This is a genomic window from Sphingomonas floccifaciens, from assembly GCF_042681125.1.
Classification (GTDB): Bacteria; Pseudomonadota; Alphaproteobacteria; order Sphingomonadales; family Sphingomonadaceae; genus Sphingomonas; species Sphingomonas floccifaciens.
Genome location: NZ_JBHUFC010000023.1, coordinates 35,825 through 60,766 on the forward strand (window position 1 = coordinate 35,825; position 24,942 = coordinate 60,766).

23 protein-coding genes are annotated in these 24,942 nt (G+C 67.0%); 13 read left to right on the forward strand and 10 right to left on the reverse strand.

The features are described from left to right. Nucleotides 1–7: 7 nt before the first annotated feature. Nucleotides 8–520, reverse strand: a complete 513-nt coding sequence (locus ACFSC3_RS18450) for an MgtC/SapB family protein (RefSeq protein WP_007406274.1) — start codon at nt 518–520, stop codon at nt 8–10. Then, complete coding sequence (locus ACFSC3_RS18455) at nt 517–1,584, reverse strand: molybdopterin-dependent oxidoreductase (protein WP_007406227.1); 1,068 nt, start codon at nt 1,582–1,584, stop codon at nt 517–519. The genes ACFSC3_RS18450 and ACFSC3_RS18455 overlap by 4 nt, the downstream gene beginning before the upstream one ends. A 146-nt stretch (nt 1,585–1,730) precedes the next feature. On the opposite strand from ACFSC3_RS18455, the gene ACFSC3_RS18460 reads away from it, so the two are divergent. The 4 genes from ACFSC3_RS18460 to ACFSC3_RS18475 all read left to right on the forward strand — a co-directional run bounded on the left by ACFSC3_RS18460 (nt 1,731) and on the right by ACFSC3_RS18475 (nt 5,573). Then, nucleotides 1,731–2,603, forward strand: coding sequence for a LysR family transcriptional regulator (locus ACFSC3_RS18460; protein ID WP_007406272.1), 873 nt, complete (start codon nt 1,731–1,733; stop codon nt 2,601–2,603). Beyond that, a complete protein-coding gene (locus ACFSC3_RS18465; protein ID WP_007406242.1) occupies nt 2,600–3,751 on the forward strand; it encodes a TDT family transporter in 1,152 nt (383 codons plus the stop codon). Before ACFSC3_RS18460 ends, ACFSC3_RS18465 begins: the two co-directional genes overlap by 4 nt. Nucleotides 3,752–3,840: 89 nt before the next feature. Further along, complete coding sequence (locus ACFSC3_RS18470; RefSeq protein ID WP_007406293.1) at nt 3,841–5,076, forward strand: molybdopterin-dependent oxidoreductase; 1,236 nt, start codon at nt 3,841–3,843, stop codon at nt 5,074–5,076. Between the two features lie 14 nt (nt 5,077–5,090). Next, on the forward strand, nt 5,091–5,573 hold the full coding sequence (locus ACFSC3_RS18475) for a c-type cytochrome (RefSeq protein ID WP_007406258.1): 483 nt from the start codon (nt 5,091–5,093) through the stop codon (nt 5,571–5,573). 147 nt (nt 5,574–5,720) lie between these two features. Here ACFSC3_RS18475 and ACFSC3_RS18480 read toward each other — a convergent pair whose 3' ends face one another. Continuing rightward, nucleotides 5,721–6,374: a recombinase family protein gene (locus ACFSC3_RS18480; RefSeq protein ID WP_007406279.1), complete on the reverse strand. Its 654-nt coding sequence runs from the start codon at nt 6,372–6,374 to the stop codon at nt 5,721–5,723. 264 nt (nt 6,375–6,638) lie between these two features. Here ACFSC3_RS18480 and ACFSC3_RS18485 point away from each other — a divergent pair, with 264 nt between their 5' ends. Then, nucleotides 6,639–6,887 carry an AbrB/MazE/SpoVT family DNA-binding domain-containing protein gene (locus ACFSC3_RS18485; RefSeq protein ID WP_066488085.1) on the forward strand — a complete coding sequence of 83 codons (249 nt, stop codon included), beginning with the start codon at nt 6,639–6,641 and terminating at the stop codon, nt 6,885–6,887. Next, nucleotides 6,880–7,269 carry a type II toxin-antitoxin system VapC family toxin gene (locus tag ACFSC3_RS18490; protein WP_066488088.1) on the forward strand — a complete coding sequence of 130 codons (390 nt, stop codon included), beginning with the start codon at nt 6,880–6,882 and terminating at the stop codon, nt 7,267–7,269. The genes ACFSC3_RS18485 and ACFSC3_RS18490 overlap by 8 nt, the downstream gene beginning before the upstream one ends. A gap of 504 nt (nt 7,270–7,773) precedes the next feature. Here the strand turns inward: ACFSC3_RS18490 and ACFSC3_RS18495 are convergent. Beyond that, a complete protein-coding gene (locus tag ACFSC3_RS18495) occupies nt 7,774–7,926 on the reverse strand; it encodes a hypothetical protein (protein ID WP_350027553.1) in 153 nt (50 codons plus the stop codon). A 492-nt stretch (nt 7,927–8,418) separates the two neighbouring features. Between ACFSC3_RS18495 and ACFSC3_RS18500 the strand changes: the two genes are divergently transcribed. Then, complete coding sequence (locus ACFSC3_RS18500; protein WP_066488092.1) at nt 8,419–8,679, forward strand: hypothetical protein; 261 nt, start codon at nt 8,419–8,421, stop codon at nt 8,677–8,679. A 145-nt stretch (nt 8,680–8,824) separates the two neighbouring features. Here the strand turns inward: ACFSC3_RS18500 and ACFSC3_RS18505 are convergent, their stop codons facing one another. From ACFSC3_RS18505 to ACFSC3_RS18515, 3 genes are all read right to left on the reverse strand, one after another. Further along, nucleotides 8,825–9,721 carry a 3'-5' exonuclease gene (locus tag ACFSC3_RS18505; RefSeq protein ID WP_066488094.1) on the reverse strand — a complete coding sequence of 299 codons (897 nt, stop codon included), beginning with the start codon at nt 9,719–9,721 and terminating at the stop codon, nt 8,825–8,827. Nucleotides 9,722–9,798: 77 nt separating this feature from the next. Then, entirely contained in the window at nt 9,799–10,458 is a 660-nt protein-coding gene (locus ACFSC3_RS18510; RefSeq protein WP_066488095.1) for a MobA/MobL family protein, read from the reverse strand. 173 nt (nt 10,459–10,631) lie between these two features. Continuing rightward, the gene (locus ACFSC3_RS18515) at nt 10,632–13,385 is read right to left on the reverse strand and encodes a hypothetical protein (protein WP_350027552.1); all 2,754 of its coding nucleotides are present in this window, start codon (nt 13,383–13,385) and stop codon (nt 10,632–10,634) included. Nucleotides 13,386–13,833: 448 nt separating this feature from the next. On the opposite strand from ACFSC3_RS18515, the gene ACFSC3_RS18520 reads away from it, so the two are divergent. Genes ACFSC3_RS18520 through ACFSC3_RS18545 form a run of 6 tightly spaced genes read left to right on the forward strand, consistent with a single transcriptional unit; the run spans nt 13,834 to nt 19,184 of the window. After that, entirely contained in the window at nt 13,834–14,712 is an 879-nt protein-coding gene (locus ACFSC3_RS18520) for a hypothetical protein (RefSeq protein WP_066488098.1), read from the forward strand. Next, nucleotides 14,709–14,987: a hypothetical protein gene (locus ACFSC3_RS18525; RefSeq protein WP_066488099.1), complete on the forward strand. Its 279-nt coding sequence runs from the start codon at nt 14,709–14,711 to the stop codon at nt 14,985–14,987. The genes ACFSC3_RS18520 and ACFSC3_RS18525 overlap by 4 nt, the downstream gene beginning before the upstream one ends. Further along, nucleotides 14,984–17,350 carry a hypothetical protein gene (locus tag ACFSC3_RS18530; RefSeq protein WP_066488100.1) on the forward strand — a complete coding sequence of 789 codons (2,367 nt, stop codon included), beginning with the start codon at nt 14,984–14,986 and terminating at the stop codon, nt 17,348–17,350. Before ACFSC3_RS18525 ends, ACFSC3_RS18530 begins: the two co-directional genes overlap by 4 nt. A 9-nt stretch (nt 17,351–17,359) precedes the next feature. Beyond that, on the forward strand, nt 17,360–18,304 hold the full coding sequence (locus tag ACFSC3_RS18535) for a ParB/RepB/Spo0J family partition protein (protein WP_066488102.1): 945 nt from the start codon (nt 17,360–17,362) through the stop codon (nt 18,302–18,304). A gap of 2 nt (nt 18,305–18,306) precedes the next feature. Further along, a complete protein-coding gene (locus ACFSC3_RS18540) occupies nt 18,307–18,648 on the forward strand; it encodes a hypothetical protein (protein ID WP_066488104.1) in 342 nt (113 codons plus the stop codon). Nucleotides 18,649–18,665: 17 nt separating this feature from the next. Then, a complete protein-coding gene (locus ACFSC3_RS18545; protein WP_156445754.1) occupies nt 18,666–19,184 on the forward strand; it encodes a hypothetical protein in 519 nt (172 codons plus the stop codon). A 365-nt stretch (nt 19,185–19,549) separates the two neighbouring features. Here the strand turns inward: ACFSC3_RS18545 and dpdD are convergent, their stop codons facing one another. From dpdD to ACFSC3_RS18560, 3 genes are read right to left on the reverse strand one after another with little or no spacing between them, the layout of a single operon-like run. Continuing rightward, entirely contained in the window at nt 19,550–21,706 is a 2,157-nt protein-coding gene (gene dpdD / locus ACFSC3_RS18550; RefSeq protein ID WP_066488108.1) for a protein DpdD, read from the reverse strand. Further along, nucleotides 21,703–22,230: a phospholipase D-like domain-containing protein DpdK gene (gene dpdK, locus ACFSC3_RS18555; protein ID WP_066488111.1), complete on the reverse strand. Its 528-nt coding sequence runs from the start codon at nt 22,228–22,230 to the stop codon at nt 21,703–21,705. Before dpdK ends, dpdD begins: the two co-directional genes overlap by 4 nt. Beyond that, on the reverse strand, nt 22,230–24,932 hold the full coding sequence (locus tag ACFSC3_RS18560) for a hypothetical protein (RefSeq protein ID WP_380941579.1): 2,703 nt from the start codon (nt 24,930–24,932) through the stop codon (nt 22,230–22,232). The genes dpdK and ACFSC3_RS18560 overlap by 1 nt, the downstream gene beginning before the upstream one ends. Between the last annotated feature and the right edge of the window lie 10 nt (nt 24,933–24,942).

The window sequence follows — 24,942 nt, forward strand, 5'->3', positions numbered from 1 at the left end:
AGCGCGATCACGGCTTGCGCTCGACATCCTTCCTGTCGGTCTCGGCCGGCGTCAGACGGGCTCGCTCGCGGATGCGGCGTTCCAGCGGCGCGCCGACGAACAGGACGAGCATTGCAAGGCTCACCCCGCCGATGATGAGCGGCCACACCGCCAACCCTGCTGCCGCGCCGATCGTGGCTGTCACCCAGATGCACGCGGCGGTCGCCAATCCATGCACTTCCTGACCCTGGCCGACCCGCAGCACCGCACCGGCACCGATGAAGCCGACGCCGGACAGAATGCCCTGCATCGCCCGTCCTGCGGCATCGGCGTTCACGTTCGGCAAGCCACTATGCACGATCGCCTGAACGGCGATGCAACTCGCCAGACCGACCAGACCCAGCGTCCGCAGGCCCATGATCTGCCGGTTCTCACGCGAGCGTTCCCAGCCGAGCACCATCCCGGCCGCGGTCGCCACCACCAGCCGGCCAATCGCATCGATCCAGAAAGCGACGTCCGGTGCCGCTGATGCTTCGATCATTCGACCAGCACGTGAACGTGATGCCAGGCGGTGCACAGATAGCCGGCGAAATTCCACATCGTATCCGGCCGCTCGGGCTGTCCCTGCCCGGTCTCGTCGAAGGCACGGGCGACAAGGTGCTGGCGTCCCTTGGCAAGTGTGGCGTCAAGGATCCAGCGCCGCCAGCCCCAGCGCGTCTCCGGATCATCGGCGAAGGTCGCCTGTTGCCAGTCGCGACCGCCGTTCACCGACACTTCGATCCGAGAAATACGGCGGTCATAGGCAATGGCATATCCCTCAATCCGCACCTCTCCGGCGGCCAAACTCTCGCCCGCACCGGGCGAGCAGATCGCGGCGTTGAGCGGCATGGCATTGATCGTCAGACCCTGGCTCCAGTCGACGGTGTCGCTCGTCACAGCGGCGGGGAAGAGCTTGTAGTCGTGCGCCTGGATCGGTGCCTCGGAGGGCGTTTCACGCACCTCGATCCGTGTCAGCCATTTGGCGCTGCGGACCCCGGCATAGCCAGGCACCACCATGCGGAGCGGGGCGCCATGTTCGGGCGTCAGCGGCTCGCCATTCATCGCCCAGGCGAGGAGTACGTCGGGCTCCCGCGCCTTGCTCATGGCGATCGATACCCCGAACAAGGCTTCTTCACCCTCCACGTCCACCTCGTCCGCGCCGGTGAACGCCACGAACAGCTCGGACGCATCCGGCGCGCCGACCGCATCGAGCACATCGGCCAAGCGTACGCCGGTCCACTCCGCATTGCCGATCGCGCCTACGTCCCACGGATCGCCGGAGGTGTTGGCGACCTGCTGGAGATCGGTACGCCGGTTGCCGGCGCACTGGAGAACCGCCGTTACCGTGCGCGTGGCAAACGTGCTCTTCAGTTCCTGCACCGAGAAGAAGCGGCTCGCCATGCCCCTCCCGCTCACCTCGATCCGATGATTGGCGGGCAGATCCGGCACCGGCCCGTGGCTGCGCACGTAGAACAGCGCCTGCGGCGTCAGAAACCGCTCGATCAACGCACCGGGCGTCGGCTCGGCATTGTAGGGATCAGAACTGCGCTCGATCATATCGGTCATGGACGATCAAACGTCGCGGGCACGCGTAACGCTTCAAGTCTTCGAGACCATCGCAGACGAAAGGCTGCCGACCATTCCGATATCCAGATTGGAATGACCATATCAAACGGTTGGTCGTATCGATCTAAGTACGCGATATATGCTGCATGACTTTGGAGCAGCTCAGAATATTCGTCGGTGTCGCGGAGCGCGAACACGTCACCAAGGCAGCGGAGGCGCTGAACGTCACGCAGTCTGCTGCCTCCGGGGCGGTTGCGGCCCTCGAAGCGCGCTACGGCGTTCCGCTGTTCCACCGCGTCGGGCGTGGCATCCAGCTTACCGAGGCAGGCCGCGGCTTTCTGGAGGAAGCGCGCGCGGTGCTGGGGCGGGCAGCGCATGCCGAGACGATGCTCGCGGACTATGCCGGGCTCGCGCGTGGTTCGTTGCGGATCGTCGCCAGCCAGACGATCGCGAGCTATTGGTTGCCGGCAAAGCTCGCCGCCTTCCACGAACGCCACCCACAGATCGCGGTCGAGCTGGCGATCGACAACACCGAAGGCGCGGCAGCGCAGGTGTTGAGCGGCGCGGCGGAACTCGGCTTTGTCGAGGGCGAGGTGGACGAACCGGCGCTTGCCCACTGGAATGTCGGGCATGACCCAATGGTGCTGGTCGGCCGCGAGGAAGCCGAACGCATCGACGAGGCCTGGCTGCGCACTACACGCTGGATCGTCCGTGAGCAGGGATCGGGTACGCGCTCGACTTTCGAGGACGTGCTGCGAACGCGCGGGTTTGATCCGGCCCAGCTGACGATAGCGATGACGCTGCCGTCCAACGAGGCGGTGCGCACCGCCGTTGAGGCCGGTGCCGGCGTTGCCGTCTTGTCGCGATTGGTCGTCGCGCGCGCGCTCAAGGCTGGCGATCTCGTCGAGCTGCCGCTCGGGCTGCCCGACCGCGCCTTTCACGCGCTGCGCCACAAGGAACGCTATCGCACCCGCGCGGCCGACGCGCTGACGGATCTCATCAAGGAGCAGGTCGCATGACTGCCGACACGCACTCCGTTCTCAGCGGCCTCAAGCCGCTCAGCCGGCTCGATCACCCCCGCGAGATGATCCGCCAGTTCACGCCCAACTGGTTCGCCGCGACGATGGGCACGGGCATCCTTGCCCTCGCGCTGCCGCAGGTGCCCGGCATCGGGCCTTCGCTTAAACCTGTCGGCGAGGTGTTGTGGTTCTTCAATATCGCGCTCTTCGCGCTGTTCGCCGGCCTCTATGGCGCGCGCTGGGTGATGTTCGGGCACGAGGCGCGGCGCATCTTCGGGCACAACACCGTGTCGATGTTCATCGGGACCATTCCGATGGGGCTGGCGACGATCATCAACGGCTGTCTCGCCTTCGGCATCGCGCGGTTCGGAAATGGCATCGTGCCGGTCGCGCATATCCTGTGGTGGATCGACGTCGCCATGTCGCTCGCCTGCGGCGTGCTGATCCCCTACCTGATGTTTACCCGCCACGAGCACAGCCTGGACGGCATGACCGCCGTATGGCTGCTGCCGGTCGTCGCTGCCGAAGTGGCGGGCGCCAGCGGCGGGCTGCTCGCGCCGCATCTAACCGATCCCCACGCGCAGATAGTGACGCTCGCGACCTCCTATGTGCTGTGGGCCTATTCGGTGCCGGTCGCGTTTGGCATCCTCGCCATCCTCATCCTGCGCATGGCACTCCACAAGTTGCCGCATGAAAGCATGGCGGCATCTTCCTGGCTGGCGCTGGGGCCGATCGGCACGGGTGCTCTGGGCATGCTGGTGCTCGGCGCGGATGCGCCGGCGATCCTCACCGCGCACGGGCTAGCCGGCGTCGGCACCGTCGCGCAGGGGATCGGCGTTGTCGCCGGGCTCTGCCTTTGGGGTTTCGGCCTGTGGTGGCTGGCGCTCGCGACGCTTATCACCATCCGCTACTGGCGCGCGGGCGTGCCGTTCAACCTCGGCTGGTGGGGCTACACCTTCCCGCTCGGCGTCTACACCGTCGCCACCTTCCGCCTCGGCACGACGCTGAACCTTATGTTTTTCGGTATCGTCGGCACGGTGCTGACGGTTGCGCTCGCGGCGATGTGGCTGCTGGTCGGTGCCAAGACGCTAGCCGGTGCATGGCGGGGCAACCTGTTCGTCTCTCCCTGCATCGCCACCCCGAACTGATCCGCCATGATGATCGGATCAGTCGGTCCGATCACTTGCAGAATGCCCCTTCGATCCGCCAGTGTGACTGGCCACAGGAGAGCCTTGTCATGGACAATTTCGACGCCGGGCTGGCGAGTGAGACCAGCCGTCGCCGCTTCCTCAGCCATGCCGCGCTCGGCACCGCCGGCCTTGCCGCCGCGCCGGCACTGGCGCAGCAGCTCGTCGACCTGAAGCTGCCCGGCGGCAATGCCGAGCGGCCGATGACCAGCGCCTTTCCCGGCAAGGGCAGCATGATCCTCCAGCGCGTCCATCCACCCTTGCTGGAGACGCCGATGGAGGTCTTCGACAAGTCGGTGTTCACGCCCAACGACCAGTTCTTCGTCCGCTGGCACTGGGCCGACATACCGACCTCGATCGACGTCGAAAGTTTCCGCCTCAACGTCTTCGGCCACGTCAATCGGCCGCTGTCGATCAGCCTCGCTCAGCTGCTGCGCCTTCCACGGGTCGAGATGGCGGCGGTGAACCAGTGCTCGGGCAACAGCCGCGGGCTGTTCCAGCCGCGCGTCGCCGGCGCGCAATGGGGCAATGGCGCGATGGGCAACGCCAAGTGGCTCGGCGTTCGCCTGCGCGACGTGCTCGACCTCGCCGGGGTCAAGGCAGGCGCGGTGCAGGTGCGCTTCGGCGCTCTCGATCAGCCGGTCGTGGCGGGCGCTCCTGACTTCGAGAAGGCACTCGACATCGACCATGCCCGCGACGGCGAGGTCATGATCGCCTTCGGCATGAACGGCGAGCAACTGCCGCTCCTCAACGGCTTTCCCTGCCGGCTGATCGTGCCGGGCTGGTACTCGACCTATTGGGTCAAGATGCTGAACGCGATCGAGGTACTGCCCGGCCCTGACGACCAGTATTGGATGGCCAAGGCCTACAAGATCCCCGCGACACCCGGCGCGAATGTCGCGCCCGGTGCCAAGGACTTCCCGACCGTACCGATCAATCGCATGATCCCGCGTAGCTGGATGACCAGCCTGCCCGATGGTCAGGCGATCGCCTATGAAGCGTCGATCCCGGTCGGCGGCATCGCAATGGGCGGCGATTGCGGCGTCGCCAAGGTCGATGTGTCGTCGGACGGTGGCCGCACCTGGTACAGGACGACGCTCGGAGCGGACGAGGGCAGGTACAGCTTCCGGCGCTGGGACGGGCGGGTGCCGCTGAGACGCGGGCCTAACCCCATCATGGTGCGCTGCTGGAACACCAACGGTGTCGCTCAGCCGATGAAGCCGATCTGGAATCCCGGCGGGTTCATGCGCGGCAACATTGAAACCACCACCATCATCGCGGCCTGAGGAGCGAGCAAATCATGAAGACTCCGTCTCCCGGCATGATGGCTGCTGGCCTGATCGGCCTGACCGGCATCATCCTCGTCTCGATCGGCGCGCCGAGCAGCCGCAAGGCGCCCGTTCCGATCTCCGAGATGTCTGAGCCGGCACCGGCCGCCAGCGTGTCAGCGCGCGGCTTCTCGCTTGCCTCGACCAGCGTCGACCTGCCGGCCGACGACGCGACCTACCCCGACGGTCCGCACGCCGACGTCATCAATGCCAATTGCACCTCGTGCCACTCAGCCAGCATGGCGCTGACCCAGCCTGCGCTATCGGCGGATCAGTGGAAGGCGACCGTCACCAAGATGCGTGAGGTGTATAAGGCGCCAGTGGCCGAGAAGGACGTCGATGCGATCGTTGCTTATCTCACCGCTATGCCGAGCCAGAAGGTGGCACCCGCGACCGGCAAGGCGCAGGACCCGGACCCCAAAGTGGCTCCTGATGTCTCAGGTGGAACCGGCTAACCGATCTACTTCCATAATCCCGAAATACCATCCCGATCGGGACGGTGTCGGAGCCGTCCGGTTGTGACACTGCCCCCCGCCTTCGCTTTTCCGCGGGTTTATAGGTGTCATAACCCTGCATCGAAGCGCGTCAGACGCCGAACTGAATCACTTGGGATCAGCAGCAGGTGCAGAAGTCGTTCCGGCACCTTTCGCTCTGTCCAGGGCCGTCACCCGCTTGACCTGCGCGATGCTGCATCCGGCAAGCTCCGCGGTTTTCGCGATGCTCATGCCCGCCTCGCGCAGACCTACGATGCGTCGATGGTGGGCGAGATCCGGCTTGCGGCCGGTGTAACGCCCCGCCCTCTTCGCAACTTCGATGCCCTCGCGCTGCCGCTCGCGCCGGGTCTCATAGTCATCCCGAGCCGTCTGCAGCGCGACGCGCAACAGCATGTCCTGCACCGCCTCGAGCACGATTCGCGCCACGCCGGCGCTGTCGGCTACTAAGTCAGACAGGTCCACGATGCCCGGCACCGCCAACTGCGCCCCTCTGCCCCGGATCGTCTCCACCAGAAGCTCTGCCTCCGGCAGAGGCAGGCGGCTGATGCGGTCGATCTTCTCGGCCACCACCACCTCGCCCGGCTGCAGGTCCGCCACCATGCGCAGCAGCTCGGATCGGTCGGGCCGCGCGCCTGATGCCTTTTCCCGGTAGACCGCCGCAATGTAGAAGCCTGCCGCCCGCGCGCCCGCCACGATGCTCTCCTGACGTGTCAGGTCCTGCTCGTCCGTGCTCACACGCAGGTAAACCCGCGCCGCCTTCATCTCGATGCCTGCCATTTGCTCGTCACTTCAGCCCGGCCTTCTTGGGTATACCCTTGTGAGCCGGTCATGCAGCAGTCGGTTCAGAACGGCAACTACCGGTCCTACGTAGCCTAGCTAAGCGGACCGGGTCTAAGTAGCTGCTCCGTCATCGATGAACGCTATCTTGGTGATCGGCCGTGCATCGATCCCTGCCTCCACGCTGGCGTCCGACATTGCTGTTGGGTATAAGGCCGTTTAGCAGGTCAGAGTAGCGGATTGGTGCAGATGGAAGCACAGAGGGTCAAGATCGTGGACGGTGGTAAGCTCGTGATCCCGGCGGCAATGCGCCGTGAGCTCGGTATCACCACGGGTGACACCGTTCTCGTCGATGTGGACGATGGCGAATTACGGGTACGTTCCGTACTTAAGGCACTTGAGCGTGCTCGCGCGATCCTGCGCAATCATGTGCCCGAAGGCGTCGGCTTGGCTGACGAGCTGATCGCGGAACGTCGGCGTGAGGCGGAGCGTGAGTAGCAAAGTCGTACTCGACGCCTCCGCCCTGCTCTGCCTTCTGAACGATGAACCTGGGGCGGATCGGGTAGTCGACGTCCTAACCCGCAGCATCATCGGAACACCCAACCTCGCAGAGGTCGTCTCCAAGCTACGGGACCGGGGATTGCCGCTCGATCAGGTGCGTGAGGCACTTGGCGGGCTACATCTCGATGTCCGGCCGCTCACTCCTGCCCAGGCGCTCATTATAGGCGACCTTCGGCCAGCGACGACGGCGCTCGGCCTGTCCTTTGGCGATCGGGCATGCCTTGCCTTGGCGATCGAACTGCGAGCCGAGATGCTCACAACGGACGGTCCACTTGCTAGCGCCGATGTAGGCATCACCATCACCAATGTGCGGCCATAGGCAGAGTAGTCGCACAAGGTGCTTTTGGGTACGGTTCGCCGAAACAGAGAGACCGTAGCGCCGGACGTCCACTGTTATAGTCGAACGTCCATCATTTCAGGACGCTGTCGCAGAGCAAAGTCGTCCACCAATTGAGGGAAACCTACACCTGTCCCGCAAGACGGTCACGAGGAGGAGGCGCTCTGCGACCGATCGGTCGAGAGGCGGACCGAGATGGCCGTGCGCGCCGTCACTCTTGTGTCGGCCGCCCGCGCGGACCCCCTCGACGCGGAGCTGCGCAGGGCGGAGGGAGACACCGAGGAGGCGAGCCTGCTTGAGGACGCGGCCAGGCCCTGTACCGGCAGCTTCGCCACCGATGGTCGCACCATCTACAACCTCGCCCGCACGGCGGCGAGCTGCCGCCGCGAGGCCGAGCGGCTGGCGCCCCCGGGCAGCACAGGCGGCTGCTGGCGCAACCTCGGGTCACCGGCCGCTTCGGGCGGGCAGGACCACCCGCCTCGCGCTTCACTCCGACAGGGTCGACGGGGCGGCCGTCACCCCGGCCGCACTCAGGCGGACGGTGACGCTACCGCATCCTCCCGGGCTCTCGTCGACGTCAGGTCCGATCTTACGCTCGGCCAGCCCGCACGCCTCGTCGTTGACGTCGGTCCTCAGCACCCTGCCACAGGAGGTCAACTCCGCGACCAGGGCCGCGTCGGAGGGGACGACGCGGCTGTAGGGCTACGGTCCCGACGAGATCACGAACACCGTCGCGCCGACCGCATCCAGGAACACGGGCCTCAAGGAGGTGTGGCTGCCATGATGGCCGACGCCAGCACGTCCGCGCGCCGGTCCGCCGCGCAGCAGCGCAGCAGTCCTCCTCAACGGAGACGGGCGACGGCTGGGTCGCGGGTGGCTGCCGACCGCGGCCGTCGGCATCACCGACTAGGAAAACGCGGCGGCCCGACGCGTCCAGGCGGACGACTAGGTGTTCTCGTTCGGGTCGGAATGCCTGGAGAGGTCGCGCCACTGCACTGTCATGCTCGCCGCCGCGCTGAGGGCGACGGGTCGATCAGACATCATCGCGGAACACGGCAACCGCACCCGCCGGCGGTCCGCCGCCTCTATGCCCGCGCCGCTCGCGTTCGCCATGACGTTGGCTACCGCGTCATGCGCGCGCTCTTCCACGAGCACGCCTTCGACGTCGAGCGCAAGACCATGGTGGCCGCTCTGGGGAGGTATTGGCAGGGTAGGGACAACGCCGCCTGCGGCCGGCCCCTGCCGGCGTTTGGCGAGGCCGTGCAGCGGCTGGCGCGCGAGGGCGCGGGTGGAATGCTGTCGAACGGGGTGGCGGTCCTTCCCCGGGCCACTCTGCTGCCGTCCGCCAGGGTGGCCTGGCGCGCGCAGCGGGGCGACTTCGAGACAGCCTGATCTGCGGCCCATCACGTTCAAACACCGGGTGCCTCCGCCGCTTCGCACGCGCTACAATCACCGCAAAGCTAATTTCACCAGCTACGTACACCTCGCCGCCGCCATGATCTGGCTACCTTGCATGTCGATACGGCATATAGGACAGTCACTGATACCGGCTGATCCAATCGATGTTCTCAATTTGAGGATCGATGCCGGAGGACAGTCCCCTCAGCCACCCAGCCTCGTTGGCGATCCGTTCGGGTTCACCCTCGATCCACCACGCGCGGCGCTCCGCCGACCATCGGTATCCAGCCGCCTTTAGCACATCCTTGCATTGGAAGGGTGCACGGGTGGCGTAGAGCCGATGGGTGACGCGCCGGGCGCGTTCGACGAGCGCCGCAGCTACCGTACGCTTGTCGCTCGTGGGCGAGGCGAGCAGGCAGATGGTCGCCCAGACGTCGGCCCCGGCGCGGTGGGCGTCGGGGAGGAAGAAGCCGGCCTGGGTAAGCAGGTGCGCGATGCCGCGACCGCCGCTGAACCCCAATTCGGGCCAGTCAACCTCACGCATCGAGCACAGCCAGGGGAGCGTGGCCAGCGCCGGAAACCGCCGGATGACGAACGCCCGGTCGAACGACGCATTGTGCGCAACGATGGCATCGCAGCCGGCCAGCACCTTTGCAATCTCGTCCTCCCTGAACAACTGACCGATCAGCATGTCTGAGGTGATGTGGGTTAGCCGCTCGATCTCCAGCGGCAGATCCTCGGTCGGATCCTCAAGCCAGGACCGAGGCGCTTCCACAGCGACGACGTCGCCGCCATCGAGATCGATCGTCAGCGTGCCGATGGCGAACTCGATCATGCGATGGCGCTCCGGATCGAGGCCGGTCGTTTCACAGTCGAGGACCGCCAATTTGAAGACGTTGCCCGGCACCGGCATCGAGCGGCACCAGATGTTGGCAGGATCGGGGAGACGGCGCAGCACGCGGTGGCTGCCAATCGCCTCGAGCCTGCGGGCGAGACGCTCGCCGGGGGTGTTGGGATTGCAGTGGTAGAAGCTCATGCGAATGGTCCTTGAAACGACAACGCCCGCCGCCTCGGGTGAGGCGACGGGCGTCGGTGTGATGGTGGTTGGTGGGATCAGCCGGCGGTGGCGCGCGCTCCGACGAACTGGAGCCAGGCGTCCTCGACGGCGCGGGTCTGGCCGGCGTTGGCGAACCACTGCCAGTGCCGCGCGCCGTGGCGTCCGCCCGGCCGCCAGAAGCGCGCGGTCGCCAGCAGGTGGACATGCGGCGTGCCGATCCACCCGCCCTCGGCATCGCGCCGGGCATGGACCGCCCAATCGACGATCATCCCCTTGTCCACGAGATGCCGGAACGCGAAGGTCTCAACGAGCCAGGCCCAGCGTGCTGGGTCGTCGACGGGCGGCAGATCGGCGACGATGTGCGTCGCCGCGATCCCCCGCGGTCCTTCGAGCGAGGCGGCCGCGTCGGCCTCGCGCCAGAGCGCATCGCCCGACCGCAGCTGCGGCGGGATCTTGAGCGGATGACAGCGGCCTGCGGCCAGCAGGTCGCCGCGCTCGACATAGCCGTCTGGCACCTTGCCGAAGCGGTCGCTGCCGCTGATCCGATTGATGTACAGCCAGGACGCCGTCGCGGTGTAGTGGGTGGCGAACGGCCCTTCGGCGGAACGGCTCTCGCGCCCGGCGGCGCACACCGGCCGTGCGTTGAACGGCGGTCGCGGGCGCAAGGCTTGGACCGCCGTCTCGCGGCGGCAGAGCATGGTGATCGTATCGGTCATTGGGGTTTCCTTCGACGTGATTGCACGCAGGCGGCGTCGCGCCGGCGTGGAGCCGTCAGGGACGGGTCAAATGCGTTATTTCTGCATTTTTCCCATCACCTTCCGGCTCACTTCCTCCCCTTTACGTCTCTGTTCTTGGGGGGCGTCTGGGCCATTCAGCCGGCGGCGTGTGGCTACCGGTCTCGCTCTTGCGCGGGCGGGACGCGCCGGCGCTTCGGCCTGGACGTGTGTGGTCTGACCGAAGCCGCGAGCTGTCGGATCGCCTGGCGGTACGGCTCGGGCCAGACCGGCTCGCCAGCGGCGCGGCTGGCGGTGACGGTCTCGACCACCAGCGCTTCGACGCGGGAGTCGTCGCGCCAGAGCTGGAGCAGCGGTTCGATCGTCTTGGATGCGCTGGGCAGCGTCGTCAGCTTGCCGTCATCCGCGAAGGCAAGCGTGTCCGGCCGCGTGCCGCAGTGGTGCAGCAATCGCAGCAGCGCCTGGCTCGAAGCGCCGGTTGCGGCGTCGAACGGCGCGATGCGCGGTGCGACGGTGCGGTGGACGAACGTGGGCGGCGGTGTGGCGCTCCAGCCGCCGAAGCCATCGGCATAGGGCGGTCCAGGCACGGCAGTATCGCGTTCAGTGAACAGCGGGCTGTTCCGTCGTGCGGCCGCGTCACGCTCCTGATGCGCTCGATAGATGCGGCGCTCGACGTCGAACACGTCCTGCTGAAAACCGGGGTTGCTCGCCCATCGGTCTAGCCGGCGTAACCGGTCTGCGTCGAGGTCGCGCGGCCAGAAGCGCGTGCCGGCTTTGGCATAGGCGAGCGGACGCGCATCGGCGTCGGCGACCATCGCCGCAACCACCGCCTGCTGCTTCACGCGCACGACCGCGAGCCCGCGCTGAACCCAGGGTCGGGCCAGCCAGGCATCGTCGGCCCCGATCGTCTTCAAGGCCGCCATCCCGATGTCGAGTTCATCGCCGCCATAGTCGGCGACATAGGCATCGATGCGCATCAGCAGCCGCAGGCGCTCATGGTCCTCCGCCAGTGTGGCGGTCGGGATGGTGACAGCCGGCGTCACCGGGAACGCTTCGAGCAGGTCGAGCCGCGGCCGGTCGGCGAGCGTTGGCGTGTCGGAGAGCAGCATCTGCCGGTCGCGCCGGCGCTTCGCGACACGTTCGCGCTCGCGGCGGGCGCGAGCCCGGGTGAGGCGGTAGAGGAAGTCGTCCTCAATGGTGCGCGATGTCGGTGGCGGTGTCGCGGCAATGAGCGGCGTAGCCGTGGGCACGGGCGTGGAAGCCCGGCGTGTCCGGTGCTCGCGCCGCGTTCGGGAGGCGATCAATTCCGCTGCCGGGCTGACGTCCGCGGTATGAGCGGTGCGGTGTTGCGCCTCGCCTGCCGAGATCGAGCCGGTCCGCCGTGGCTCAGCCACTGGCGCATTGGAGACAGCAAGCCCCGTGACGGAGCATGGGAGCGGCGCGGCGATGCACTGGCCGGCAATGCGCGGCGATGCACTCGGCGGCAGCGCCGCCCGCCTTTCCTCGAAAGCATCCGCCGGCGTGCTCGTTCGTGCCGGCACGGCCGCGTGAGCGGCCACCCTGATCTGCGCAGGCTTGATGCGCGGCTGCGCACAGGTGCTAGCCGGTCGCGCCGCTTTGGATGGCGGACGCACTGTTGCCTGACTGACTGGAGGCGCTGCGCGGACGATCGTGCCAATGACCGGCGACGCCTGTGCCCGCGCGATCCGCGCCAGCGCGGCGTCGCGGATGGTCGTCAGCGCGGCGATCTTGCGGTCGGCGTCGCGCACGGCGCGGCGGAGTGCATTGCGCTGGTGCTTCAAGCGATTGCGCTCATGCGCCAAGACCTGTCCGCCGCGCGCCACGATCGCCGACCGCGCTTCGCCGAGGTGCTCGCCGGCGTCGAGATCGAGCCCCCGCGCGCCGTAGCCGAGGCCGGTATAGCGCCGGTTGCTCCCCACACGCTCCGCCGCCTCCGACATCGAATGCGACCACAGATGGCGCAGCATCTGCACGCCGTCGCGCCCGTCGAGCTCGCCGCAGACCTCGTCGGCGATGTCCCAGCAATAGGGCTCGACCCGCCGCATCGGACGCAAGCTGAGCGCGATGTGCGGATGGAAGTTGCGACTGTCCCCGCCCGGGGGCGGCCGATGGATCGCCGCCGAATACGGCAGGTCGAGCGGATCGAGCACGGTCTTGCAGAAATGCGTCAGCGCATCGACCATCTCGGCTTCGCTCATGTCGCTGTCGAATGGCGCGATGCAGCGGATCTGGACCTTGCCGTTGGCGCGGGTCGTCGCGTCCTCCATCGCCTGCCAGGCGGCGCCGATCTCGACCCAGTCCTCGCCCATGTTCGAAACGATGACGGGCTCGCCATCGGATCCCAACAGCACCGCCTCGTCGCGGACGATATAGTTCCAATGCTCGCGCGCCGCGCCGCGGCGGAACCCCGGCGACCTGCGACCAATGTAGGTCTGCTGCCAGATAATGCCCCGCATGCCGAGCCCGTCGACGACCCAGGACGACGGCGCGCGTGGGGTATCGACGACGACACTGGACCGCACAGGGGACATACCGCCGCCATGCTTCGCCACTGGCGATGTCCGTCGCGCCGGCCGCGAAGGTTCGGATCGGACCTTGAACCGTCCGCCCCAGCGGATCGATGCGCGGTGCATCTCGGCCAGATCCTGCTCGAGCCGCCGTGCGGCGGCGCGGTCCTCGAGCGCCATCTGCAGTTCGACCGCCTTCTCGTGGCGCTTGATCTTGGCCTGCTTGCGCGCCTCGGAACGCGCCTGTTTCATGATGATCCGGCACGTCTCCGGCGTTGCCGGGGTGCAACTGCCATCGGGCAGGACGAGAAAGAACTCAGGAAGGGGTGGGGGTGGGGCCAGGCCGGCGGAGCCGCCCGAAATCGACGCAGGCGATTTCATTTAATGCGCCCCCCACCCCCAAACTGAAACTGCCCCTGCGCACGCACCTTCGGATTAACTGCTGGCTCGGCGACGGTGTATTGCTGATGTGAGACGCCGCTCGTCGGGTTGCGATGTATCGCCGTCGCTCGGATCGTGGATCGCGCCGTCATGCCCGGCACCATCGTTCGACAGGTCGTGTCGCAGCCAGGAAAGTGCCGACCTGTGTCGTGGCGGCGCTGCCGATCCGTGACGTCTGCGGAGCGGGTGAAAATCAGCTGTGCAATGCGGCCCCTTCAACCCATAAGCTCAAGGCTGGGCACGGGCTCGGCGCACACGCTGGATGCCGCCGATGCCTGACACCTCCCTGCCCTGCTCCCCCAGCCCTTGCGAGGCGCTCACGCCACGGGGACTTTCATGGCTGTCGCACCGGCGGACGTGGTCGACGTGTCTCGAAGGAGACACGGCTATGGCGAACGACATCACACCCCTTTCCGACGACGCTCTCATCGCTGCGGTTGAGCGCGAGCTTGCGGATGCGCGGGACGCACGCGAGACTGCGCTGGTACAGACAGCCGTGCTCGATGCCGAACAGGCGGCGCTTGGCTACCACCCCAACTACACCGCCTATGTCCATGGCGGCATGCTCGCCGAACGGGGCTTCGACTCCCAGCATATCCTGTCCGTGCTCGGCTTCCACACGCTCGACTGGCGTGACGCGATCTTGCGGCTGGGAGCGTCGGGATCGCCGGACGATGGGGAGGTGGATCTGCTCGGCCGACTGCACCGTGTCTGTGCGTCAGATCCGATGCTCGAAGTCGCCGGCGAATGCCTCCTGTTGGACTTGGGCCTGCTGAAGCAGGGCCGCATCGATCCGTTCTGGCTCAAGCGTCCCAAGCTGGGGCTGGGCCAAGCGGCCAAGGTCTTCGGCTTGGCGCCCGGACATGCCGATGGTCATCGTGGTCTCTACGACCTGACCGCAGCGGCAAAGCGCTGCCTGTTCGACGACGCCGCGACAGGTCAGTCCGACCGGCGGTTCGGCGCGCTGCTGTTGCCCGCCATCATCGCGGGCGGCGCGCCGCTCGCCGCGGGCGGTGCCGCGGCCTTTCACCGCGACGGCGAGGCGCGCTACCGCGACGATTGCCGCCGCTTCGCCGAGCACCAGCGTCGCGATCCCAGCCGCCGCTGGCGCTGGAAACCGGCGCTGTCGCGCCAGGGCCACCTCGCCGTCACCACCGCGCGCCAGACGGACGTGGCGGTCCCGATCGAGCGCACCCGTGGTCACGCGGCCAACTGGCTGGCCGACCATGACGCCAACCTCCGCTTTAGCCGGGGGGACGAGGCATGATGTCGATCACCGTCGGCGGCGTCGTCATCACCGACGTCGTGCAGCAGCGCGCCGAGCTCCAGACCGTCCGGGCGCAGCTCGCCGCGATCTACGACCGGTTCGATCCCCGCGTTCCCGAGCGTCTACTCGCGCGCGAGGCGGAGATCGTGACGCTGGTCAACCGCGCCGAAGGCTTGCGCGAGATCGTCGAGCGCTGGGATCAGGCCGAGATAGCTCGCGCCAACATTATCGCCGGATGGGAGATCGTCCAGGCCTTTACGGAGGGCGACGCATGACCCCGGATCGCGCGCTTCACCGCGACGACCGCGACGACATCGAAGGCCTCACCCACCGAGCGCGGATCATCCTGCCGGACGTCATCCTGCCTGACGGCACCGCTTCGCCCCACCAGGTCGCGGTGGTGCCGCCCGGCGTGTCGCTCGCCAAGGCGGTCCTGCCGCATCGCGAGATCGACGGACCCGTGTCGACCTGGACCGGCGCGGCGATCGTCGGCACGCGCGAGCCGGACTTCGCGGCATACGTCGACGGGTACGGCAGCGCGATCGTCATGGACGATGCCGCGCACCGCCACATCACCCGGCCGCAGAGCGGCGCCGACATCTTGCGCTGGCTCTACGACATCACCGGCATCCGCTATGCGCCCGCCGCCTTCTGGAAGGTGGCCGGTTGGGAGATCGGCTGGGCCGCGAACTGGCTCGAGGGGCTGTATGCGAGCGGGCCGATGGCCGAGCTGATTGTCGCCGAGCGCCAGGCCGCCGCGGCGGTGCGCGCCGCGTGGATCGTCCAGCGCCAGGGGAACGGTTCGTCGCTCGCCGGCAGCGGCGTGGTACAGGTCGCGCGCGCGACCATCGACATGGTCCGCGCCTTCCACCGCGTCGTCGAAGAAGGGCTGCGCGGGACAACCAACCCGAAGCATCGTGAGAATGCCCGTATGGCAAATGCGGCCATCGCTGAGCCGCTCCGGTCCTGTGTCGCCGCGCTCGAAGCCGCAGCCCAGCCGCGACTGTTGCACCACGACCGGCAGCAAAAGATCGCGTCGGCCATCGAGCACGCGCGTCGGATCGTCGAGGCCGTTGGCCTGTTCACCGTCGTCGGCGAGACGATAGGTCTGCGCGTGATCCGAATCACCGACGCGCTGCCCATCCGGGGACGGCCGAAGCCACTCGCCCCGGCGATGTTCGCCGACGAGCTGCAGGAGCTGGCCGACCGGGTCGAGCGACCGATGGCGGGCATCCCGACCAACGCGCCACCATCGTGGTCGGGTCTGCTAACGGGCGATCTCAGTCGCTTGCAGAACCCGGACCCGCAAGCCCGGATCGATCTGCTTGCCCGGGTGCGGACCGATCTCGTCTACAAGCTCGTCGTCACCCGCCGCCTCGATCGCGTGTTCGAGGCGCTGCCGTGGATGGCGGCCCCCTGCGGCGCCTTTCCGCTCACATTCGGCGGGCCGCTTGGGGCGATGGCATCGCTGTTCGAGGTGGCGCGAGTGCGCGAAATCGGTCTCGAGCTCAAGCGCCGCCTGTTCGATGCTCCGGGCGGACCCCGGCTCGACGCGCGCCGGGGCCGTCGCGAATTCGCCGATCCGGTCAAGGTCAGCCGCGCGCTACGGCTCGGTACCCGCGCTGGTTTCCTGCTCGGCTCCAGTGCGCTGTCGCATCACATGGTGCAGGCACTGCTCGCCGGTCGCTATTTCGATCCCACGCATCCGCTGCCGACGCTGGTCGCAGGTCGGCTGAACTATGACTTCGCCACCGCGATGCAGGATCCGGCGACGATGACGACCGCCTCCGAAACCGAGCTCGCCAAGCCCATCTACACTGCCGCCACCTACCATCGCGATCTGCCGGTCTATATGGGGCTGATGCTGTCCGACCTGCTTTCCGCGCCGCTCGTCGATACCTTCCCCGGCGGCGCGCGTGATCCCGGCATCAACCGGTTCGCCGCGCTCGCCGATGCCCGTCGCCGGAAGCTCAGCATCGGCAGCGTGCCGCTGTCGGTCGCGGACGCCGGTCCCGCCAACCGCGAACTGGTTCGCTCGATGCTGAAGTCGCTCGACACGCCGACCGACGGGCGAGACGATGCCTGGCGAACGGCGGGGATCGTGATGGGCAACGCCGACGACGTGGAGCTGGGCCATTTCGATGCTCGCCATGCCCGCCATGTCGGAAAGCGTGACGATCATGGCGGCGCGGTCCGCCGACGGGCGTCCAAAATCCATCGCGCCCGCGGACCGGCGGGACGGTCGCTCGAGCGTCTCGTCGACCAGGCGCGGATCTGGCCCGGCGGCAAGGGCAAGGCCGTGGCCGACGACCGGCCGCTGGTCGCGGTTCTGACGGGACGAAAGGTCCTGCCTGGGCTGACGCCCGTCGCGCAGACCTTCATCCCTGCATTGTGGTTCAGGCCGGGGATCGACACGCACATCCACGCTTGGATCGCGGCCGGTTCGCCGATGTGGACGCCGCTGGCGCTCGGCAACGTCGTCCATGCGGGCCTGATCGCCCGCGAGGTCCAGGCGGTGGGGACCGCCATGCCCCGGCTGTTCGGGATGCCCATCCCGGCCGGTTTGCAGAGCCGCATCCTGGTGCCGATGTGGACCGGGCTTGCCGGCATCACCGCCGATCACGCGCATGTCCGCTGAGCGATCACGATGTCCCTCGCACTTACATGGCTGCCGCACGACGACCTCGACCAAGGCTGGGTGACCACCAGCCAAGAGGACCGCCCGATGACCGACCAGTTGCCGCTCGTTACCACCGCCCCGCGCTCGACGACGCGCGTCGTGCTCGTCGATCCCGCCGCGTTACGCATCTCGCCGCTCAATCCGCGCGTCGACACGCCGCACGCGCCCGACGCAATCGAGCGGCTCGCAGACGAGTTGAAGGCGGTCGGCCAGATCAACGACGCACATGGCGAGACCGCCGCCGACGGGATCGTGGAGATCCTCGCCGGCTCGCGTCGCTGCGCCGCCTGCCTCGCCGCCGGGCTTCAGCTCCGCGTCCGCCTTCATCCGGATCTTCCGCGCGATGAGGCGATCGGGATCGCCTACCGCGACGACCGCGAGGCGCTCCGCCCGAGCTTCTGGGATCTGGCAGGCGGCTGGGAGACGCTGCTCGGCCGGCGCATCGTCACCTCCGACAGCGCGCTCGCCCGGCTGGTCGGCGTGGACAAGTCCACGATGTCGCGTGGGCTCTCCTTCCGCAAGGCGCCCGAATCGATCCTCGCCGCCTTCGCCGACCGCCGCGAGATCAGCCTCAGCCAGTGGACCGATCTCGCTCCGCTGATCGAGAACGACGACACCCGCGAGGCCCTCCTGACCCGCGCCGCGCTGATCGCCGGCAAGGGCTATGCCGCACCCCGCGTCGCCGCCGAGCTGAAGGCCGCCGCCGCCGGCAAAGTGGCGATCCCGGCGATCGAGGTGCGTAACCGCCACGACCGCGTCATCGCCACCATCCAGCCGGGACACCGCGGTGACCTCACCGTCAAGTTCAAGCCGATGGCCGAGGCGCATCCCAGCTACCGGCTCGAATATGCGAGGCTCGTCCACGAGAAGCTGGTCGAGGTCATCAAGACCTTCTTCGACAAGGACGCCTGACGATGGCGAATCAATCCAGCGCCGTCGACCTGTTACCCACTGAGGAGGTCCAGCTCTGGTTCGGAGCTGCCAGCCGGCTCGTCGGACGCCACGACAGTCCCGTCCTCGCCCAGCTGCCCGTCAGCGTGTATCCCGATCCCGTGCCCGCCTGTGCGAGCTGCCCGGCCAAGGACTGGTATCTGACCGCCAAGGGACTGCGCTGCTTCTGCACGGAGAAGAACGTCGTCGCCTGGGTGTCCAATGCCGACCCGGTGCTCGCCTGCGACGCCCGCGAACGGCTTATCGCGGAGGACGTCGCCGACCGAAGCGACGACGCCGCGCCGAACCCGTGGGGCCGGACGTGAATCGGGCGGCGGCGCGGATGATGGCACGTGACCCGCGGATATCCGCCAGCGGCCTCCGCTTCCTGCTAATGGGGAACATCAGTGCCCGCGAATTCTGCGCCGGGTTCAGGATGCGGACCTGCGGCGAATGCCTCGCTCTCTCCACGCCATCGGCGCAGCGCCTCCCGGTCGCGCGCAAGTCGAGGATCCACGGCGGCAGGGGCGACTTCTTCAGCACGCGCTACGGCAGGATCATGCTCACCTATCACACCGACCGGTTCAGCTACGTCGAGGACTTGGTGTACGACGGCCCGCGCCGTGGCGCGGCCGACGTGCGGCTGACGCTGTGGAATGAGTATTTGCCCGACACCGTGGTAGACGCCCTGCCTAGCCGCCGCCTGGCCGATCTGATCGGCAATGGTGGGATCTTCCTCGCGGCGAAGGCGACCAGGATCATGCGGGCCGAGGTCGCGATCTATCCCGGCACAACCGCACTTCGGCTTGGTCTGCAAGTGCCTTGGTATCCCGCCTCGCGCGCATTTCCGATGATGGGCTGATCGTAGCAGCCGTTATCGGAGGCCTGAACGACTAACCACTATACCGAGGGCGCATCCCGCCAAGAGGCGCGACAGCTGGCGAGCATCAGTCACGTGACGTCCCTGCCGATGCTCAATGTCTGCATTTCGGCAAAGTTTGCGGAACTCAGACCTGCATTCATGGGTGGATTGCCGCATGTCCGATTTGAAGCACCGCGAAGCCATCGGTCATTCAGAAAGTAGCTGTGGCCTAAGATGCGGAATCGTCGCGCGACTACTTTATAGCAACTCCCAAGTTCGTCCGCCGATCGTTGGCGCGGGAAATCTTGTAGACATATTGAGTTCATAGGAGCCCACCAAAGGAGATGCGCGCTGCCCAATATATATTAGTCGGCTGATCTGCCGAAGAAGTCTTCGACGGCTCGGAGCAGGCTTGATAAACCCTTCCCCTCTGCATAAACTAGAGGGCGTCCTCCACGGTGCTCGCGTATGAAGTCGGTGGCCGCGTGCTTAGCGGCAGCCCATGCGATCACGAAAAGGTCGCTGTTTGTGGCGAGTGCGCGGAGGCGTGAGGTGCCCACATGTTCGCTGCTGAGCTGGACGTCGACGCTACTTGACAGACTCTCGAGCACCGCCTTCGCCTGTCGGTTCGCGTTCTCGACAAGCGAATAGATCGCTATCGACTTGTCGCTGAGGCGGGTACTCAAATCGTCTCTCGAGGCACTCGCAGCGATAGGAGCGGCGTTCAGCGACCAGCCAAACTCTTGGGCGAGACCGCGCACGGCTGCTTGCTGGAAGCTGCTGAGTCGTCCGCCGATCGGCGCCAGCCGGGCCAAGATTGAGTGTACCAACCGCTCCCGTTCCACTTCGTCGGGAGCGGCAGAGCGCATAAACAACTCGACCAGTTCAAGCGTCCAATAGGCCATGTCCACTCCGAGCCCTTGGCCGGCGATCTCGTCGACGTCGGCGATGAGTTCGCGATACCGTCCGCGATCCGTGCCGACGCTTAGCAGAGCATCGACGAGCACGAGGCTCGACCCGTAGGTTGCCGCGCCTCGAGCACTGCCCAGCGCCAGCAAGGTGAGCAGGCTGGAGTAGACCGGCATCAAGGCGGAGTTTGGAAAGGCCGGATCGCGGCGAAGTGCCGCCACCAAGTATGGCAGGGCCTGAGAAGTGCGTTCAGCGGCGAGGGGATCGGCTTGCGCCGCATCCAGTCCGTCAAGGAGAAGTCCCACCTCTCGCGGGTCGGCAGCGTTGCCGCCCATCGACCACTCGTCCGCACCCATCCGCGCCAAGTCGAGCGCGTTGACGAAGTCAGGGCTTGACGATCGGGCGAGCCACGTTGCCCACGAGGTCGGAACCTCGGCCGCTCCTGCTTCGTGTTGGAGCGCACGGAGTGCCGACCGGAACGGTTCTGCCTGGGCAATCTCCGCGCGTTGCGCTTCGCTCAGGCGAGCAAGGGCGGCCAGCGCCATCGCCATGGCATCGACGCTCTCCACCGCTTCGGCTTCGAACAAGCGTTCTCGCGCTTTGTCCGCCGTGTCCGACACCAGTGACTGATCCGGTGCCGGTGGGGAGGCCTGCGCGGGATCGGGCACTCCGGCCAGTCGCTCGGCAAGCCATCCAAGCTCTCCAATGCGGGAGGCGGCGAGGATCTTCAGGTCGCCGCGTGCTGGAACAGTCAGCGCTTCCAGGCCGGCGATCCGCAGCCCGCCCGTGCGTAGCGAGGGCGAGACCGGTGCCTGCAGCATCGGTGCCGCAAGGGCGCGCACCTCGTCGACGTAAAGTCGCTCGACCGCCGCCCGATCCCCCTTAGCAAAGAACTCCGCTAGCCGATCCCGGTACAAGGCTTCGAGAAGAATGGCCGTAGTCGCCGGCGTACGGCGCGCCTGCACGAGATTGGCGAAGCCCTGCAGCGAGACAATGCCGCTCCAGTCTTCAAAGGTCGCAAGGAGCTGGACTTGGAGAGCTCGAAGATTGAGCGCGTCGAGCCGCAGTTCGTCCCCAAGACGCTCAAGGACCCGTTCGGCAGCATCACGACGCCCGACGTTGAGGTGATCCTGAAAGCGGGCCAGCAGCCAGCTCGTCGGTTCCGGAGCACTCTTGGTCAGCAGTGGCGCGCGCGTCAAAGTATCGCGGGCGCGCGTGAGCGCGCGTAGCGCCGTCTCCCGTCCGGCGGGCTCGGCTGGTAGCCGGATGATCGCGGAAACGTGCGCCCCTGCCTCAGCGAGGATCGACGCGAGCTCAGGCGTGGGCAGGCCATCGGATGGCAGGCCATCGAAGGAGGTGAGCGTCGGGCCGGCAAAAGCACGCAACACCGGGCTGAGGCGGCGCCAGTCGGAGGGCGTCGCGGCGGCGACCACAACGAGTTCGGTGTCGGAGAGTTGCTCCGGGATCAGCGCGCCTGGGAAAGTCGGCAGTTCGGCTGTTTCGAGCAGGCGGCCGCAGAGCTCGGCCGTAGCCGCCGGCAGCAGGAACGCAGTTGCCCGCGCCCGCAAGTGCGTGGCGACCGCTCTTGCCACCTCCACCTCGGAGGCGATCACGACATCCTTCCTTCCCACTGGAACTCGAGCTGCTCGGCCTGCTCGGCGATCGCCGCCGGATCTGTCCGGAGAACGAGATGTTCGCCATTGACTGAAATTCCGCTGAACGTCAGATTCATGGACCCGCTGAGAAAGTAGTCGTCGCCGAGCAGCCCTTTTGCGTGGAAGTCCTTCTCGACGACCCACTTAAGCTGATCACCATAGCGGTCTCGAAGCGTGCGAAGCCGGCCGATGAAGAACTCGTTGTGGCCGTGTTCGCGTATCACGAGCCGGACGGATGTTCCGCGCGCCAGCAGCGCGCCCAAAACTTGTGAGAGCCTTATTGGTGCAGCCGGCCAGTCTGGCTCGATCGCGGCGAACCGCCGAGCGGAGTTATCGAGTATTTCGACATCGGAGATCCATGCGAAGAAGAGCCAGAGTTTCCGGCTTGGGCTCAGGAGTTCGGCGGCGAAGAGCGTCTGGAAGAGATCACGGACGCTCCGGGCTTGCGCTGGACCATGTAGATCGCGGGTCGGATGAGCCATCAGGCGTGCTCGCGCAGGATGAGATCGACGAGCACCCGATCCTCGCCGCGTTCAATCCGCTCGATCGCCGGGAAGAACTGTAGCACCCCGACATCGACCGGGGTCGCCCCCAACAACACGAGCGCGCGGCGCAGGTCGCGCGACTGCGCGTTGGTCGCGCTCAAGCGGCAAGCGCCGTCCTCGGCGAACGCCGACTGGAGTGCCTCCTGCCAATCGGCCGCTGCTAGTTCGACCGTCCTGATGGTCCGCCGCAGGACCAATGCTCGCACGATGGCGGGGTCGGTCGCCCTCGCGTCGCGGTAGGGATTGTACGACTGCAGGCTGGTCCGACGCACTTCGCTCTCGCGCGCCCAGAGCATGCTGAGGAGAGCCGCGTACACCGATGTGCCCGAGGCGGCACCGGCAGGCAGTGTCGCCGCGAGGTACTGCTCGACGCGGCCTCGCCAATGTTGCTCCCGGCTGGCGGCGTAGGCAAATTCGCGCATACCGAGCGACAGTCCGAGCCGATCTTCCAGGTCGTCCCACCAGGCAGTCAGGTCCGAGAGGAGGGCGTCGAGCGCCGGGCCGGCGCCGGACCGGAGCAGACGGCTGTTGAAGGCCACCACCAGCGCGTGGCTGAGGTCGATGCCGCCGCGCTGAGTCAGTGTTCGGGAGAAATCGCGCCAGATCTCGGCCGATTGGGCGTGCGATTCCGTGCCTCGCAGGCGGCTTAGGTCTTCGGCGACAGCAGGATCGCTGCCTGCCAGTGTCAGGATACGCCGCAAACCGCCATCGACCAGTTCGAGGTCGGTTGGAGCGAGCGCGGCTTCGACCGCATCGAAGAAAGAGTTGGGCTCGGCCGCGAACCGTTCGGCGAACGACTGCAGCGCGCCGGCGCCGCCGAGCGTGGTTTCGGTAATCCAGATCGAGGAAGGTTGATCCCCTGCCCCCTCGCGAATGTCGACTAGCAGGTTGTCGAGCGTCGCCTGGCGCGGCGCCGCGGCGATGCAGGCCTGCAGCATCGCTTCGCCGAGCGTCTCGAGCATCAGGCGTCGAAGCCAGCGCCCAAACAACGCGGGGTCGGGCGAAAGCGCTTCCTGCGCGAGCGCCCGCAATCGCTCGCGCACCTCCGGACGTGACAGGTGGAAGGTCAGGATTTGCTGCAGGCGTCCGGCGGCTCGGGTCGTCTGCGGCTGCGACGCCGATCCATGCTCATTGTCGTCATCAATCTCGTCCTCGGACACGTCCTCGTCGTCCGGGACGGGCGACAGGCCGGACCCGAGGAATTCATCCATAGCGCCAAGGAAGGTTGCATCGATGTGATCATCGCCAAGCAGGTCCGCGGCGGCTGTCGACAATTCGCCTCCGGCCGCGGCATGGGCGGCGATGACCGCGAACAGCATCTGGAAGATCCCTTCGCGCTGGAATGGGTTCAGGTCAGCCGGAAGGTCAGGATCGAGCCGGAATCGGTCTCGCAGGTAGGAGAGCCGCGACGCGCCGAGCAGTCGTGCGCTGAGGAGATGGCCGCCGACGCTCGCGTGGGAGGGCAGCACCAGGTCGAGCCGGAAACCGTCCACCTCGATCTCGAACCCGATCGCGGCTGGCCGATCGTCGTCGCTCCGGAAGGTCAACTCCACGGGAAACTCGTCCTGGAGGGTCCTGACGGTCGCATGCGCGGTTGGGGCAAAGCGGCGGACCGCCGCGCTGGCGCGGAACCGATGCAAAAAGAAGTCTACGCTGGAGACGAACGGGCGCCAGGGCGACCGAGGGGTCACCGGCACGCTCACTGGCTCGCCCTTCGCCACGATATCGGTCCGCCATGTCAGCAGGGCATTGCTGCTTGGAAGCGCCTCGGTACGCGCCACCTTGGCCAGCCTGACCGTCCACGGGCGGAAGACGAGGAGCGGCCCCTCCTCTCCCTCGTCGTTCAGCGAGGCGGTGAACTCGCCGACGAACTCGTGTTCCTCGGCGTAGTCGCTGATGCGGCGATGCTGGACGGGCAGCGCCGGATCTACCGGCACCCAGTGTGACAGGCCGCCACGCTCGAATGCGAACCGTCGTGTGACGCGCCCCGGAACGAGTTGCCGGAGCGCTTGGAGAACCGGCATGACGTCGGTCCGCCAGTCGTGGTTCACCGTCGCTGGCGGCACCAGGATGCGAACCTCTGGTAGGCTCAGATCGCTGAACAAGTTGCGGGGCACGAAGTCCGGGAGGGGGTGAAAGGGCTCGTGCAGGTCGAGGGCGGCTCCGCCCGATGGGAGGGCCAAGCGCCAACGGCGAAACAGCCGTCTTACAAGGGTCGGGACCGCCTCGAGGAGCAGCGAGCGCGGTGCCTCCCACAGCAGTCCCTCCGCGGTCTCCTCGTCGACCTGCAGAGCGCCGATCAGATGGGACCGCAGGCTCACGATCGCCGCGTCGTCACCCTGCACCAGGCGTGTGAGCAGGTCCCGCATCCGCTGAAGCACCGCTGCAGAAGAAGCCGAAGGCTGGTCGATCGGCCGGCTGAGGATGTCCCACGCCCATGCCTTTTCGTAGCCGGAGGTCTCCGCCGCGAGCCAGTCCAAGAAGGCAAAGGTCGCCTGCATCTTCAGCACGTAGGGATTGCCGACGGGGAGATATTGCGGATCGAGTTCCGGATCGAACAAGCGTTCGTAGGACTGGTACAACGCGCGGTCGCGGCCGTAAATCAAAAAGTTCTTCGCCGCCAATCCGAACAACGTCATCCCGACCAGT